General features: G+C 62.7%; 12 protein-coding genes and 2 pseudogenes. 4 read left to right on the top strand and 10 right to left on the bottom strand.

The features are described from left to right. The first annotated feature begins 14 nt into the window (after positions 1-14). Entirely contained in the window at positions 15-2,195 is a 2,181-nt protein-coding gene (locus AB0O58_RS04810; RefSeq protein ID WP_366237958.1) for a cation-translocating P-type ATPase, read from the top strand. A gap of 46 nt (positions 2,196-2,241) precedes the next feature. Here the strand turns inward: AB0O58_RS04810 and AB0O58_RS04805 are convergent, their stop codons facing one another. From AB0O58_RS04805 to rpsF, 9 genes and pseudogenes are all read right to left on the bottom strand, one after another. Continuing rightward, positions 2,242-2,499, bottom strand: a complete 258-nt coding sequence (locus AB0O58_RS04805; RefSeq protein ID WP_032367678.1) for a DUF3297 family protein — start codon at positions 2,497-2,499, stop codon at positions 2,242-2,244. 89 nt (positions 2,500-2,588) lie between these two features. Further along, positions 2,589-2,900 (bottom strand): annotated as a pseudogene (locus AB0O58_RS04800) (DnaB-like helicase C-terminal domain-containing protein); the annotation flags it as partial. A 186-nt stretch (positions 2,901-3,086) separates the two neighbouring features. Continuing rightward, positions 3,087-3,857 carry a DUF3800 domain-containing protein gene (locus AB0O58_RS04795; RefSeq protein WP_052063074.1) on the bottom strand — a complete coding sequence of 257 codons (771 nt, stop codon included), beginning with the start codon at positions 3,855-3,857 and terminating at the stop codon, positions 3,087-3,089. An 81-nt stretch (positions 3,858-3,938) separates the two neighbouring features. Next, positions 3,939-5,333 carry a replicative DNA helicase gene (gene dnaB, locus AB0O58_RS04790; protein WP_027495083.1) on the bottom strand — a complete coding sequence of 465 codons (1,395 nt, stop codon included), beginning with the start codon at positions 5,331-5,333 and terminating at the stop codon, positions 3,939-3,941. Positions 5,334-5,856: 523 nt separating this feature from the next. Continuing rightward, positions 5,857-8,060: pseudogene (locus tag AB0O58_RS04785) on the bottom strand (bifunctional SulP family inorganic anion transporter/carbonic anhydrase). 303 nt (positions 8,061-8,363) lie between these two features. Beyond that, positions 8,364-8,819: a 50S ribosomal protein L9 gene (rplI, locus tag AB0O58_RS04780; protein ID WP_027495081.1), complete on the bottom strand. Its 456-nt coding sequence runs from the start codon at positions 8,817-8,819 to the stop codon at positions 8,364-8,366. A gap of 15 nt (positions 8,820-8,834) precedes the next feature. After that, positions 8,835-9,077 (bottom strand): 30S ribosomal protein S18, encoded by a 243-nt coding sequence (gene rpsR / locus AB0O58_RS04775; RefSeq protein ID WP_027495080.1) that lies wholly within the window; start codon positions 9,075-9,077, stop codon positions 8,835-8,837. A gap of 42 nt (positions 9,078-9,119) precedes the next feature. Then, positions 9,120-9,665: a single-stranded DNA-binding protein gene (locus AB0O58_RS04770; RefSeq protein WP_027495079.1), complete on the bottom strand. Its 546-nt coding sequence runs from the start codon at positions 9,663-9,665 to the stop codon at positions 9,120-9,122. Positions 9,666-9,722: 57 nt separating this feature from the next. After that, complete coding sequence (gene rpsF, locus AB0O58_RS04765) at positions 9,723-10,010, bottom strand: 30S ribosomal protein S6 (RefSeq protein WP_008711385.1); 288 nt, start codon at positions 10,008-10,010, stop codon at positions 9,723-9,725. A 161-nt stretch (positions 10,011-10,171) separates the two neighbouring features. On the opposite strand from rpsF, the gene AB0O58_RS04760 reads away from it, so the two are divergent. The 3 genes from AB0O58_RS04760 (at position 10,172) to AB0O58_RS04750 (ending at position 12,822) form a co-directional block, all read left to right on the top strand. Then, positions 10,172-11,575 (top strand): glycosyltransferase family 87 protein, encoded by a 1,404-nt coding sequence (locus AB0O58_RS04760; RefSeq protein ID WP_027495078.1) that lies wholly within the window; start codon positions 10,172-10,174, stop codon positions 11,573-11,575. 52 nt (positions 11,576-11,627) lie between these two features. Next, positions 11,628-12,326 (top strand): response regulator transcription factor, encoded by a 699-nt coding sequence (locus AB0O58_RS04755; protein WP_048318943.1) that lies wholly within the window; start codon positions 11,628-11,630, stop codon positions 12,324-12,326. Positions 12,327-12,477: 151 nt separating this feature from the next. Next, entirely contained in the window at positions 12,478-12,822 is a 345-nt protein-coding gene (locus AB0O58_RS04750) for a LuxR C-terminal-related transcriptional regulator (RefSeq protein WP_032389419.1), read from the top strand. A gap of 31 nt (positions 12,823-12,853) precedes the next feature. Here the strand turns inward: AB0O58_RS04750 and AB0O58_RS04745 are convergent, their stop codons facing one another. Next, the gene (locus AB0O58_RS04745; protein ID WP_032373439.1) at positions 12,854-13,951 is read right to left on the bottom strand and encodes a DUF475 domain-containing protein; all 1,098 of its coding nucleotides are present in this window, start codon (positions 13,949-13,951) and stop codon (positions 12,854-12,856) included. Between the last annotated feature and the right edge of the window lie 100 nt (positions 13,952-14,051).

Here is a 14,051-nt window from a genome sequence, read left to right as displayed (position 1 = left end):
GACTGCTTCCGATTATGACGACCCTCGCCCAACGCCCCCTCGACATCGACGCGACGCAGGCAGACGGCATCGAGATCCTCTCCGACGCTGCCGGACGTATGCGACTGCGCGTCGACTGGCTCCGCTCAAGCCCGGGCCGTGCAGTTGCGGTCGAGGACCATGTGGACAAGATCCGCGGAGTGCGCGCCGTTCATGCGTACCCGCGGACGGCGTCGGTCGTCATCTGGTACTCCCGCACACGAATCGACAGGGCCGAACTCTTCGACGCGGTGAATGCCGGGCGCTCGACGAATTGGGCCCTGGTACCGGTCCGTAGTCCGCGCTCAGCTGACGTCACCAGCGGCGACGTGCTGCGGATGACCATCGGCGGCGCGGCACTGGTCCTTCTCGGTCTTCGCCGCTACGCGTTCCGTCGGCCGCCCATCCTCGGCCCCACCAGCCGTCTCGTTGCCACCGGCGCAACGATCTTCACCGGCTACCCGTTCCTCAAGGGAGCCGTGCGCTCGCTGGCCGGCAACAGGACGGCAGGAACCGACGCACTCGTCAGCGCCGCAACCGTGGCCAGCCTCGTGCTTCGCGAGAACGTCGTCGCCCTCACCGTGCTGTGGCTCCTGAACATCGGCGAGTACCTGCAGGAGTTGACCCTGAAGCGAACTCGACGCGCGATCTCCGATCTGTTGACCGGCACACAGGACACCGCCTGGATCAGGCTGCCCAACGGCTCCGAGATCTCCGTCGACGTCGATCGACTCGAGATCGGCGACGAGGTCGTCGTCCACGACCACGTGGGCGTTCCCGTCGACGGCACCGTGGTCGACGGTGACGCAGTGGTGGATCAGTCCGCGATCACCGGCGAGACCTTGCCGGTATCGATCGTCGCCGGAGACCGTATTCATGCGGGATCCGTCGTCGTCCGTGGCCGCCTCGTCGTGCGTGCCTCCGCCGTCGGCCGCGACACCACGATCGGCCGCATCATCTCTCGCGTCGAGGAGGCGCAGGAAGATCGTGCACCGATTCAGACTGTGGGAGAGAACTTTTCACGACGCTTCGTCCCTGCGTCCTTCATCCTGTCGGCGCTGACTCTCGTCGTCACCCGGGATGTTCGACGTGCCATGACGATGCTGCTCGTGGCGTGCCCGTGCGCGGTGGGGTTGTCCACGCCGACCGCCATCAGCGCAGCCATCGGAAACGGTGCTCGCAGAGGCATTCTCATCAAGGGAGGATCGCACCTCGAACAGGCCGGCAGGGTCGACGCCTTCGTGTTCGACAAGACCGGAACCCTCACGGTGGGACGCCCCGTAGTGACCAATGTCGTCTCGTTCCAGGACGATTGGGAACCGGAGCAGGTGCTGGCCTACGCGGCGAGCTCCGAGATCCACTCGCGACATCCTCTGGCAGAGGCTGTCATTCGGAGTACCGAGGAACGGCACATCGTCATCCCGCCGCACGAGGAATGCGAGGTGATCGTCGGACTCGGCATGCGGACGGTCGCAGACGGACGGACGCTGCTCCTGGGCAGTCCATCCCTCCTGCGCAGCGAGAACGTCGCGGTGTCCGAGGATGCGCAGCAATGGGTTTCGCGGCTGCAGGACGAGGCCGAGACTCCGCTGCTGCTCGCCGTCGACGGCGTACTCGTCGGCTTGATCAGTCTCCGCGACGAAGTCCGTACCAACGCATCCGCCGTTCTGAACGCGCTTCGAGCCGACGGTGTCGAACGCATCATCATGCTCACCGGCGACCACCCGAAGACAGCGGCGGCGGTCGCCGCGGAACTCGGCATCACCGAGTGGCGTGCCGAAGTGATGCCCGACGAAAAGCTCGAAGCCGTCCGAGAACTGCAGGACGCAGGCTACGTCGTGGCGATGGTCGGTGACGGCACCAACGATGCCCCTGCTTTGGCCGTCGCCGATATCGGAATCGCAATGGGATTGGCGGGCACCGACGTTGCCGTCGAGACCGCGGACGTGGCACTGGCAAGCGACGACTTGTCGCGTCTGCTCGACGTACGTGACCTCGGCCGGCACTCGGTGTCGGTCATCCGTCAGAACTACGGAATGTCCATCGCCGTCAACGCTCTCGGCTTGGCGGTCAGCGCCGGTGGTGCGCTGTCCCCAGTGCTGGCGGCAATCTTGCACAACGCCTCGTCGGTCGCGGTGGTCGGCAACAGTTCGCGATTGATCCGATACCGACTCTGATCAGTAGGTACCGAACGCCAGGGCGAGGTGTCCGGTACCTACTTCGCTATTTTGCGTCGCGGAAGTACGGTTCGACCGTGCCCTTGAGCTTGACGAGCATGGGGTTTCCGTAGCGATCCTTCGCGGTCGGGACCTCGACACGCACCCAACCCTCGGACACGTTGTATTCGCGAATGCTCGTCTTCTCGACGCCGTTGAAGCGAATGCCCACGTCGCGGCGAAGAACCTCTTCGTTGTAGAAGCGGCTGCTCGGATCGATCGAGAGATGGTTCGGTGGAACGTCTGTGTTCTGGTCCTCGGGCATGATTACTTTCGTCGATGTGCTGCGTTGGGTGCTGGGGTCTGAACCCCATGAAGAATACGCGACCTAACGTTGGACCAGCGCCGCTGTCCCTAGCCCCGCGCCATGTCCACGAATCTGGACAGGTGCAGCTGGTGCGCCACAGTGATTGTCGCCGTCGGACCGTTACGGTGCTTGCCGAGGATCAAGTCGGCCTCGCCGCCGCGGGGATCGTCGCGCTCGATGGCGTCGGGTCGGTGCAACAGAATCACCATGTCGGCGTCCTGCTCGAGTGAGCCGGACTCACGGAGGTCCGAGACCATCGGCTTTTTGTCGGTTCGCTGCTCGGGACCACGGTTGAGCTGGCAGACCGCGACCACCGGGCATTCGAGTTCCTTGGCCAACAGCTTGAGCTGACGGGAGAAAGTCGGTCCGTAAGCCTTGCACGTCGCTGACGTAGCAGGTTGAGCTGCACCCCTCGTTCCGGAACTTCCGTGACGCCACCGCTTGACTATTTTGGCTCCAGCATGGTGTCCTGAAGTTGCTAGCTGAGCCGGCCGCATGGCCGAGGTAGGTTAGCCGTCAAGGGGCCTCCGAGAGGAGGCCCCTCTTCATTTCGGCGGAAACAAGTAAATTCCGTCGCCTCGCTGCGAGACTTTGTTGACATGAATCGGCGCAAGCAGGTCCCACATCTCGTCGTTGCAGATCTTCGCCGTTCGTCCGTTGCGGGGAAGCACTTTTACGGAAGCAGCGTAGGCAACCAGGTCCGCGAGCTGTATGAAATAGGACTGCTGCGAATCCCTAGGCACAGAATCCTCGATGATGTGACGCGCATTGACTCGGTCGCCTACTGCGGACCATGTAATGCGCCGAAACCGGCGAACCAACTTTCGCACCTCGTCGTTCTGACCGATGTCGTGGACGATCACGATCGGAACGCCGCTCGAATCACTACGCTTACGCAATCGTTCCAATAGATACGTCCAAGATCTATCGAATACGTCGAGGTCACGCTTCTGCACGAGGTCCTTGCGAATCGAGATTGCGAAAACTCCGGACGACACGGCGACCAGAGTTCTAAAATGCCGCTGGTACATGTCGCGCATTTGCCCATCTCCTAGACCGAGATCGCGGTAGACCTTTTTCACCCCGACAATATGGTTCGCCTTCGCTTCCTGCCTCATCGGAATCTGGTACAAATCGCGCACGGCCCGTCGCATTTCGATCACACGATCTAGCCTTGTCGTCCAATCGTCGGCTGGAACTAAGACACATCCGAGCGTGAACGTCGTTGAACCGCCAGTACCCATGCCGGTGTCACCGGACTCGTCGATGTATGCGAACTCCAAGCGTGGTCCGACAAACTGATCCGAAAGTTGCATCAAGGCAGTCAAATGGCAGTCGGACGAACAGCAACGACCTGAATGCACGTACGAACGCGCTCAGCCCAAAAGAACATCGCCCTAGCCCCGTGCCATGTCCACGAATCGGGACAGGTGCAGCTGGTGCGCGACAGTAATTGTCGCCGTTGGACCGTTACGGTGCTTGCCGAGGATCAGGTCGGCCTCGCCGCCGCGGGGATCGTCTCGCTCGATGGCGTCGGGGCGGTGCAACAGAATCACCATGTCGGCGTCCTGCTCCAGTGAGCCGGACTCACGGAGGTCCGAGACCATCGGCTTCTTGTCGGTTCGCTGCTCAGGACCACGGTTGAGCTGGCAGACCGCGACCACCGGGCATTCGAGTTCCTTGGCCAACAGCTTGAGCTGACGGGAGAAGTCCGAGACCTCTTGCTGACGCGACTCGACCTTCTTGCCGGACGACATCAGCTGAAGGTAGTCCACCACAATGAGTTTCAGGCCGTTGCGCTGCTTGAGGCGTCGCGCCTTGGCTCGAATCTCCATCATCGTCAGGTTGGGCGAATCGTCGACGAAAAGCGGTGCTTCGCTGATCTCGCTCATGCGACGGGCCAGCTTGGTCCAGTCGTCGTCGGTCATCTTTCCGGAACGCATGTCGCCGAGCTTGATCTTCGCTTCCGCGGACAGCAGACGCATGACGATCTCTGTGCGACTCATCTCCAGAGAGAAGATGACACTGGGCATGCCGTGCTTGATGGAGCACGAACGCATGAAATCCATACTTAGGGTAGACTTACCAACGCCGGGCCTCGCCGCGACGATAATCATCTGACCAGGGTGAAGACCGTTCGTGATCTCGTCGAGTTCGGCGAATCCCGTCGGCACGCCGAGGGAGATGCCGCCGCGGCTGGCGATGGAGTCGATTTCGTCCATCGTGGGCTGCAGCAGCTCTTCGAGGGGGAGGAAGTCCTCGGAGGTGCGTCGCTCGGTGACCTCGTACACCTCTGCCTGTGCGCGGTCGACGACCTCGGCGACGTCCTGACCGTCGGCTCCGGCGTAACCGAACTGCACGATGCGGGTACCGGCTTGCACGAGCCGCCGGAGAATGGACTTCTCCGCCACGATCTCGGCGTAGTACCCGGCGTTGGCGGCGGTGGGCGTCGTCTGAGTCAGCGTGATCAGGTACGGCGGGCCGCCGATGCGCTTGAGCTCTCCGCGGCGATCCAGCTCGGCCGAGACGGTCACCGGGTCGGCAGGCTCACCGCGGCTGTAGAGGTCGAGAATGGCGTCGTAGACGTTCTGGTGTGCCGGCCGGTAGAAGTCGCCCGGACGGAGCACCTCGAGCACGTCGGCGATGGCATCCTTGCTCAGCAGCATGCCGCCCAACACGGACTGTTCGGCGGCCATGTCCTGTGGCGGCTGTCGCCCGAAGTCTTCGCCCGGACCTTCGCTGGAGGAGGAGCCGGAGTAGTCGGACTGTCCTCGATCGTCCACAACTGCCACGCGAACCGGCCGTCCTCTCCCCATAGTCCGAGCACGGCCGGATAACACCCGGACGTGCGGTCAAGCAAGTTCTACCCCCGGGCACCGACAGGTCCTGTTCGGTACCGGATCCGCGCTGCCCCGGCACCGTTCGACGGCATCGAGAGAGACGCTGGAGGGACGTTAAGCGGTATCGCCAGGAGTCACAACACAGGCTGTGGATGGATCTGTGGATGAAATGTGGACGAGGTTGAACAACGGTGTTGACCGTCTGGGGATAACCTGGGTATAACTTTTGGACTTTGAACCATTTCCGCACGTCAAGGCGTGTACATAAAGTTTTTTGCCTGTGCATCGTTCTGGGGGCGGCGTGTCGGCCGAATTGACAACTCGGGCGTGTTGAGTAAATGCCAAGTGAACTCCGTGGTGAAGTACGTCACACCGGCTCGAAATTGGCACCGAAAAAGTCTTAAAGCTGGTTTTCGAGCCGAAGGGCCCGACCCCCGTCGGGAATCGGGCCCTCGTACTTCGCTCGAACAGGCCGTCAGAGATCGGCCTTCTGCGGGCACAGCGCCGGGTCGAGAACAGTGATCTCCTTCGTACCGATCTGCAGCACCCGGGCCGACGGGATGTCGAAGAAGAGACCGGTGATCCGCAGACGACCCTCCGCGTTCGCGCGTCCCACCACCCGGTGGCGGGTCAACGTCTGCAGCTGCACCGCCACATTGACCATCGCGAGCTGGTCGGCCTCGCCGAAGCCCAACTCCGCCGCTTGACGGCCCACCGCGTGCCCACTGCGGAACGCGTCCAGGCTGGCTCTCCCGTGCCCGAGCCACTCGGCCACCGACGGGTCGGCGGCGTTCTCCGCCCCGCCGAGAATCGCCTTCATGGCACCGCAACCGGAATGCCACACACGACGACCGACGACGTACCCACTTCGTCGACGCCGAAGGCAAGGGCTGCCTCCACCGAGCAATCCTGACCTTGAGTGGGGATCATGTTGCCGACGTTGCGCACGGTGAACAGATCACCGGGGCCGCTGCTGGTGATCGTGTTCGGCATGACGCGTGAGTCGACGCAGCAGAGGAACAGCGTGTCCGGGTCCTGGGACTCGGTCAGACCTTCCAGGTGCGGACGAATGTTGGGGGCATGAGTGCGGTGGTACTCGGCCACTCCGCTCAACACCGGACGCAGAGCGGCAGGCGAATCTTCCTGCGTGTCGTCGCTCTTGAGCTGCCATGCCCGCCACGGTGCCAACGAGCTGCGCACCGTGGCAGATCCGCGCCGCGGTGGTCCTTCGGTGGCCGCAGCCATCGACGCCGTGCCCACCTCCTCGACGCGCACGGAACCACCGGTCGCTTCGTGTTGGCGGACCCACTCGTTCAACGCGTCGTGCACAGCATGGTCGAGGAAGTCGACTCCGAGATGGACGGTGACAGACGTGCCTGCGGGCACCGTGGCCAACACACGAGTCAGTCGCGGCAGCGCGAGGAAGCTCAGCGAGCCCTCCATCGTCACCCGCCAGGTTCCGTCGACCGTTTCCTCGGCCCGAATCTTCGCCAGCACCACGCGTCGCAGAACCAGGATGATCGAGAGCGCCAGGCCGATCAGCACTCCCTCGAGCAGGTTGAGCGCCACGACACCCAGCACCGTGACTGCGTAGACAGCGATATCACCGGTCTTGTTGGCGATCTTGATGTCGGCCAGTTTGATGAGCTGCACACCGATCATCACGAGCAACCCGGCGAGCGCCGCGAAGGGTACGAGCTCGACGATCGAAATGAACAGCACCGAGAAGATCAGGATCCACACGCCGTGCAGAATCGCCGACGCACGAGACTTGGCACCGACCTTGACATTTGTCGCGCTACGCACGATGACGCCGGTGATCGGCAGGCCACCGATGGCACCGGAGGCCATGTTGCCCGCACCCTGAGCCATCAATTCGCGGTCGAAGTTGGTGCGCTCACCGCTGTGCATCTTGTCGACGGCCACAGCGGACAGCAGGCTCTCGACGCTGGCGATCAGCGCGATGGTGATGACACCGGTGGCGAATGCACCCCACTGACCGTCGGGCATGATCGGGAAGCTCAGAGACTCGATGAGGTTGCCCGGCAACTCGATTCGCTCGACGTCGAGCGAGAAGAAGATCGAGACCGCGGTTGCAGTGACCACTGCAACCAGTGCCGCAGGCACTTTGGAAACCTTGGCCATCACACTGGACACGCCGGCCAGTCGCGGCCACGAGAACATCAGCACGACGACGATGCCGCCGACGACGATGGACGGCCATTGGCCGTCGGCCACGGAACGCGGAATGGCGAGGAGGTTCTGCACCGCGGAGCTTTCGGATTCTCCACCGAGCAGCACGTGAATCTGTTGCAGCGCAATGGTTATACCGATGCCGGCGAGCATCGCGTGAACGACCACCGGCGAAATGGCAAGTGCACTACGAGCAATGCGGCTCATGCCCAGAAGAACCTGGACGAGGCCGGCCAACACCGTGATGGCACATGTTGTGGCCCAACCGAATTGATTGACCAACTCGGCGACCACCACAGTCAGACCCGCAGCCGGACCACTGACCTGCAACGGCGATCCGCCGAGAATACCGGCGAGAATGCCGCCGACCACAGCGGCGATGAGGCCGGCCATGATGGGAGCGCCGGAGGCGACAGCGATACCGATCGAAAGTGGCACTGCCACAAGGAAAACGACCAGCGAGGCCGGTAGGTCGTACTTGATTATCGACCCGACCCGAGACGGCGGCTCGGATCGGGTCTTCGGACTGGGTTCTGAATCGTGCTCTGCTGTCGTTGTCACGGCAGTTCCTCCGGGCGTCTAGGCGTCAGGTCGGTCGATCGTGTTCCGGCTTGGAATGTCGCCCCCAAGTAAAGGGTACGCAAACCTCGGCCGAAGGTGGCACCGAGAGAGATCCTTCACAATTTGGAAACCGTTGTGACAGTTGAATTTTGTGAGATGGCACGAAAAAACCCCACGAACCGAAGTTCGTGGGGTTTCTTGCAGCCGTTTCGGGCCGAAAGCTGAAAATCAGCTTCCGACGACCTCCAGCTTGAACTTGGCGGTCACGTCGGGATGCAGGTTCACGACGATGTCGTGCTTGCCCGTGCTCTTGACGTGAGCCTTCGGCAGATCGATGCTGCGCTTGTCGACGACCGGTCCACCGGCAGCCTTGAGTGCAGAAGCGACGTCCGACGCGGTGACCGAGCCGAACAGCTTGCCCGAGTCGCCGGCAGTCTTGACAGACAGCGTGACGGACTCGAGGCCCTCGATGGCCTGCTTCAGCTCGTTGGCGTGCTCGAGGCCGCGAACGGCCCGAGCTTCCTGAGCGCGGCGAATGCCGTCGACCTGCTTCTGAGCTCCACGGGTGGCCTGGATGGCCAATCCGCGGGGCAGCAGGAAGTTACGGCCGTAGCCGTCCTTGACCTCTACGGTGTCGCCAGGCGCACCGAGGTTGTCCACATCAGCGGTGAGGATCAGTTTCATACCAATCGCCCCTTTCTATCGAGCCGTCGCGGCGTAAGGCAGCAGTGCTACCTCACGCGAGTTCTTCACGGCAACGGCCACGTCACGCTGATGCTGGACGCAGTTGCCGGTGACACGGCGAGCACGGATCTTTCCGCGATCGCTGACGTACTTACGCAGCAACGTCGTGTCCTTGTAATCGATCGCCGTGTTCTTTTCCTTGCAGAAGGAACACGCCTTCTTCTTGAGCACCTTGTCGCGCAATGGCGGTTTGGGCATGGGTCTTTCTCCGTTACATCTGGTTGTTCTCGATCGAAGGATCTAGAACGGTGGCTCTTCGTCTCCGCCACGTCCGCCGAAGGAGCCCGACGCCGCCGGGGCACTGCCCCAGGGATCGTCTCCACCGGAACCGGAGTTGGACGAGGAGTTCGAGCGGCCGCCGCCCGATCCGCCGGAGGAACCCGAGCCGGAGTTGAAGCCGCCTCCGCCGCCACCTCCACCGCGATTGGCCTTGTTGACCTTTGCGGTGGCGTAGCGAAGTGAAGGTCCGATCTCGTCGACTTCGAGCTCGACGACTGTCCGCTTCTCACCCTCGCGCGTCTCGTACGAACGCTGCCGCAGCCGTCCGCTCACGATCACTCGTGAGCCTCGGGTCAGACTCTCGGCAACGTTCTCCGCTGCCTCGCGCCAGATGTTGCAGCGCATGAAGAGCGCGTCGCCGTCTTTCCATTCGTTCGTCTGACGATCGAATGTGCGCGGGGTGGATGCAACCGTGAAGTTGGCAACTGCCGCACCGGCGGGGGTGAATCGAAGTTCTGGATCAGCCGTCAAGTTTCCGATGACGGTGATGACGGTCTCGCCTGCCATGGTTCCTCTTTCAGTAGTAAGCGTTGTGAGTGCCAGCCTAGGGCCGGACACCGACAATTACTTGCCCTGTCGCAGGACCTTCGTACGCAACACGGACTCGTTGAGTCCGAGCTGACGATCCAGCTCGCTGACGGTGGCAGGCTCGGCGTTGAGGTTCACAACGGCGTAGATGCCCTCGGCATGCTTGAGGATCTCGTAAGCCAGACGACGCTTGCCCCATACATCGACCTTGTCGACGGTGCCGCCATCCTTGCGAACGACGTTGAGGAACGTATCGAGCGACGGAGCGACAGTGCGCTCGTCCAGATTGGGGTCGAGAATGACCATCAATTCGTAATGACGCATAAGACCTCATCACCTCCTGTGGACTAGTGAAAACGGCCACGGACTATCCGTGGCAGGAGGGTCGTTGCGTCAGCAACCCCTCGAAGATACACGACAGGGCCCTGACCTGCTAATTCCCTCTGGGCGCACAGTCGGGCATTCGCTCGTCATACTCTTGCACCATGCGATCCGGGGTCCGCGCCAGTCCGACGACGGTTGTCGTGGTCGTCGCGATGGCAGCAATCGGGTTGATTCTGGGATATCTGAACAAGGCCCGCTGCGCCGTCGCACCGTTCGACGAGTCCGGACGCAGCACGGTGTTCGACGTCATCAAGGACTCGTCCGTCTGCTACTCCGACATCCAGTTCCTGTGGCTCGGTCGCGATATCGACAATCACATATTTCCCTACATCCACGGGGCCATCACGAGCGACGGAATCCTTACCGGAGGGACGGTGGAGTATCCGGTTCTGAGCGGTCTGCTGATGTGGCTCGGCGCGATCCCGGCCCACACCGACGCGCAGTTCCTGTTGACCTCGGCACTGATCCTTGCGCCGTTCGGGCTTCTCACCGCCTGGATGCTCGGGCGGATGGCCGGCTGGCCGGCGCTGCTGTGGTCCATCTCCCCACCCCTGGTGATGTACGCCTTCCACAACTGGGAGCTACCGGTCGTCGCCTCTGCGGTAGGTGCGATCTTCGTCATGACATTGCCGATTGCATTGCGGCGCAAGGCAATTGTGGCTTCGGTACTACTGGCGATCGGATTCTGCCTCAAGATCTATCCGGGCGCGTTCGTGCTCCCGCTCATTGCCTATGTCGTCACCGGCGGAACGAACGGTCGAGAAAAACCGGAGACCGTCCGTGGCCGCTACGACATACGCGGCGGCCTGCAGGTCGCGGGAGCCGCGATCGCCACCGTCGTCGCAGTCAACCTGCCGTTCGCCGTCATCGGTTACGAGGGCTGGCGCGCGTCCTTCACCTTCCAGTCGCTGCGCCAGGCGGACCTGACGACCAACTCCATCTGGTACTGGGGGCTGCGCCACCTCTACGTCAACGACCGCATGACGCCCGACGCGTACAACGACGCCGAAGCGTCGTTCCAGAAAGTCGTCGACGTGGCCTCGCCGCTCCTGGTGTTCGTCGCGTTCGCGCTCGCGCTGTGGCTCGGCTTCCGGCGCGCGAACGTGATCGGCACCTATCCGTGGGTCGCCGTGAGCGGGTCGATGCTGTGCGGCTTCATGCTGCTGCACAAGGTGCACTCACCCCAGTACACGCTGTGGCTGCTTCCCTTCCTCGTGTTGCTTCGGATCCCCTGGGGGATCGTCGCCGCGTACTTGATGGTCGATCTGTCGATGGGGATCGGCGTGTTCAAGTACTTCGCTGCGCTGGCCTCCGGCGTCGACGCCAACGACGAAGAATTCTTCGTCCTCGTCGGAGTCTGGGGGCGAGCGCTGCTGCTGGTGGTGCTGTTCGTGATGTTCGCCCGCGCTCGCCTGCGGTTTGCCCAGCCGGGCGAAACCGACTCGGAGTCGGTAACGTCGCCTCGTTCGTCGACGACATCTGTGACGGCATCACCGAGGCACTAGAGCTTCGGGAAACAGGGCGCTGGGGAAATAGCGCGCAGAGCGGGGCGGGGACATGGCACAGGTGTCGCAATCTCAGGGAAGTACCGAGGACGGCACTGCCGCGGTACGTCGGATCGGTTTGATCGAGGACCACGAATCCGTTGCGCTCGGCCTCAAGGCCATGCTGGCGGACGAACCCGATCTCGATCTCGTGATCATGGCCTCCACCGTGGACGAATTGCTCGCCCACCGAGAGCAGCTCGACCTGGTGGTACTCGATCTGCGCCTCGGCGACGGATCGTCTCCGCGCTCGAACGTGGAACAGTTGCACGCCGCAGGATCACGAGTGCTGGTGTACACCGGTGCCGAGAACGCATTCCTGGTTCGGTCCGCGGCACGCGCGGGAGTGCTCGGCGTGGTGCGCAAGTCCGCGCCCGCATCGGCCATCGTGTCCGCGATCCGGCGAGCCGCGAGCGGCGGGCAGGTGGTCACCACGGACTGGGCCGCGGCGATCGACGGCGATCCACAACTGCCCGACGTCGGTCTGAGCCCACGTCAACGCGAGGTGCTCGCCCTCTACGCGTCGGGCGAGAAGGCAGGACGCGTCGCCCGCCTGGCCGGACTGTCGGAACAGACCGTGAACGACTACCTCGTGCGCATCCGCAACAAATACGCCGAGGCGGGGCGTCCGGCACCGACCAAAACCGATCTGTACAAACGCGCGGTCGAAGACGGCTGGCTCCCGATGCCCGAGCTCCCCTCGCAGGACTGATGACCGGTTGGAACGCGATTCATGACGCATCCTCGGAGTTGACGGTTCAAATGCCCATAGAAATCAGGGCAGCGAGTCTGTGATCGACCTGTGAGAATGAGTTGACTCAGGTTTAGACCGTCTCAACCTGCCTCGGCCCTCGGGAGAACTGATGTCCGCACTGCTCGATCCCATGCCCTCGGAACACAGCGACTCCATCTCTGCCGCACCGCTCGCTCGCGGACTGATCAGCCTGGTGCCGCCCGCTGAGCAGAGCGACAAGTTTCCCACTCGGCCCGGCCTGACCGACCGTGAGATCGAGGTACTGCTCTGCTGGATTCGCCTCGACTCCAAGACCGAGGTCGCCAAGGCGCTGTTCCTGTCGCTGGGAACCGTCAACACCCACTTGACGCGCATCCGCGCGAAATACACCTCTGTCGGACGGTCCGCCCCGACCAAGGCCGCCCTGGTGGCCCGGGCCCTGCAGGACGGACTCGTCGACATCTCGGAGCTGTAAGTCTTCGAGCTGTTGTGGTTCGAAGCGAAGGTCAGACGTGGACTTCGGTGTCCACGCCTTCGCTCTCGAGACGCTTGTTGCGTCGGATGCTGCTGATCAGTGCCGCACCGATGAAGAGGATTCCGACGAAGCCGGTGATCAGTTCGTTGATGTGAACGCCGATCGACACGAGCAGGATGAGGGCCAAGGCACCGATTGCCCAGTGCGCGCCGTGCTCGAGGTACACGTAGTCCGACAACGTTCCCTTGCGAACGAGGAACACCGTGATCGAGCGAACGAACATGGCACCGATGAAGCCGAGGCCGAGCGCGATGATGATCGGGTCCGCGGTGATGGCGAAGGCTCCGATGACACCGTCGAACGAGAACGACGCGTCGAGGACCTCGAGGTAGAGGAACAGGAAGAAACCGGCCTTGCCGGTCGCCTTCGCCAGTTCGCTCGGGCCGCCGGAGGACTCTTCGCCCTCTTCCTCGATGTGGAACAGTTCGCCGAGACCGTTGACGGCAATGTACGTGATCATGCCGAGCACGCCCGAGACCATGACGGTGGAAATCTTGTCGTCGTCGGCGAGGAATTCGGCGCTGAGCACGAGCAGCAGGCCCGCGACGACAACGGACAGCTGATCGAGGCGACCGATCCGGGCGAGAGGCTTCTCCAGCCAGCTCAGCCACGTGATCTCGCGATCCTCGAAGATGAAGCCGAGGAAGAGCATCAGCAGGAACATGCCGCCGAAGGCTGCGATCTGTGGATGTGCGTCGGTGAGGAGCGTTTCGTAACTGGGCGAACCGTCCGGGAAGGTCGCGGCACCGTCGGCGGGCGGGTTGAGTGCCAGGTCGATGGCGGCGACCGGACCGAGGCCCGACGCGGCCCAGACGATGACCAGCGGGAACAGCAACCGCATGCCGAACACGGCGATGACGATGCCGATGGTGAGGAAGATCTTCTGCCAGAACTCACTCATCCGTCGCAACACGGTGGCGTTGATGACGGCGTTGTCGAAGGACAGGGACACTTCGAGCACGCCGAGGATGAGGACGAGAATCATCGCCTCGAGTCCGCCGTACAAGAAGGCCACGATGACGGACACGATGGTGACCGCAATCGACCAGCCGAAGATTCTCATAACCACGTCAGTGGCCTTTCTGGCTAGGAGCAGAGCCCGCAGGCGCGACCAAGTTGGGGGACGAAACGGAAAAACCCCCGCCCATCATGAATGACGAGGCGGGGGT

It is taken from the genome of Rhodococcus sp. NPDC080181, from assembly GCF_040702225.1.
GTDB classification, from domain to species: Bacteria; Actinomycetota; Actinomycetes; order Mycobacteriales; family Mycobacteriaceae; genus Rhodococcoides; species Rhodococcoides fascians.
Note: the sequence above shows the minus strand (reverse complement) of the source record. Positions and strands in the feature narration are given on the sequence as shown.

What these genes read in the sequence shown, in the direction of transcription:
- AB0O58_RS04810 (WP_366237958.1), top strand. Translation starts at nt 15, where the DNA reads ATGACGACCCTCGCCCAACGCCCCCTCGACATCGACGCGACGCAGGCA.
- AB0O58_RS04805 (WP_032367678.1), bottom strand. Translation starts at nt 2,499, where the DNA reads ATGCCCGAGGACCAGAACACAGACGTTCCACCGAACCATCTCTCGATC.
- AB0O58_RS04795 (WP_052063074.1), bottom strand. Translation starts at nt 3,857, where the DNA reads ATGCAACTTTCGGATCAGTTTGTCGGACCACGCTTGGAGTTCGCATAC.
- rplI (WP_027495081.1), bottom strand. Translation starts at nt 8,819, where the DNA reads ATGAAACTGATCCTCACCGCTGATGTGGACAACCTCGGTGCGCCTGGC.
- rpsR (WP_027495080.1), bottom strand. Translation starts at nt 9,077, where the DNA reads ATGCCCAAACCGCCATTGCGCGACAAGGTGCTCAAGAAGAAGGCGTGT.
- AB0O58_RS04770 (WP_027495079.1), bottom strand. Translation starts at nt 9,665, where the DNA reads ATGGCAGGCGAGACCGTCATCACCGTCATCGGAAACTTGACGGCTGAT.
- rpsF (WP_008711385.1), bottom strand. Translation starts at nt 10,010, where the DNA reads ATGCGTCATTACGAATTGATGGTCATTCTCGACCCCAATCTGGACGAG.
- AB0O58_RS04760 (WP_027495078.1), top strand. Translation starts at nt 10,172, where the DNA reads ATGCGATCCGGGGTCCGCGCCAGTCCGACGACGGTTGTCGTGGTCGTC.
- AB0O58_RS04755 (WP_048318943.1), top strand. Translation starts at nt 11,628, where the DNA reads ATGGCACAGGTGTCGCAATCTCAGGGAAGTACCGAGGACGGCACTGCC.
- AB0O58_RS04750 (WP_032389419.1), top strand. Translation starts at nt 12,478, where the DNA reads ATGTCCGCACTGCTCGATCCCATGCCCTCGGAACACAGCGACTCCATC.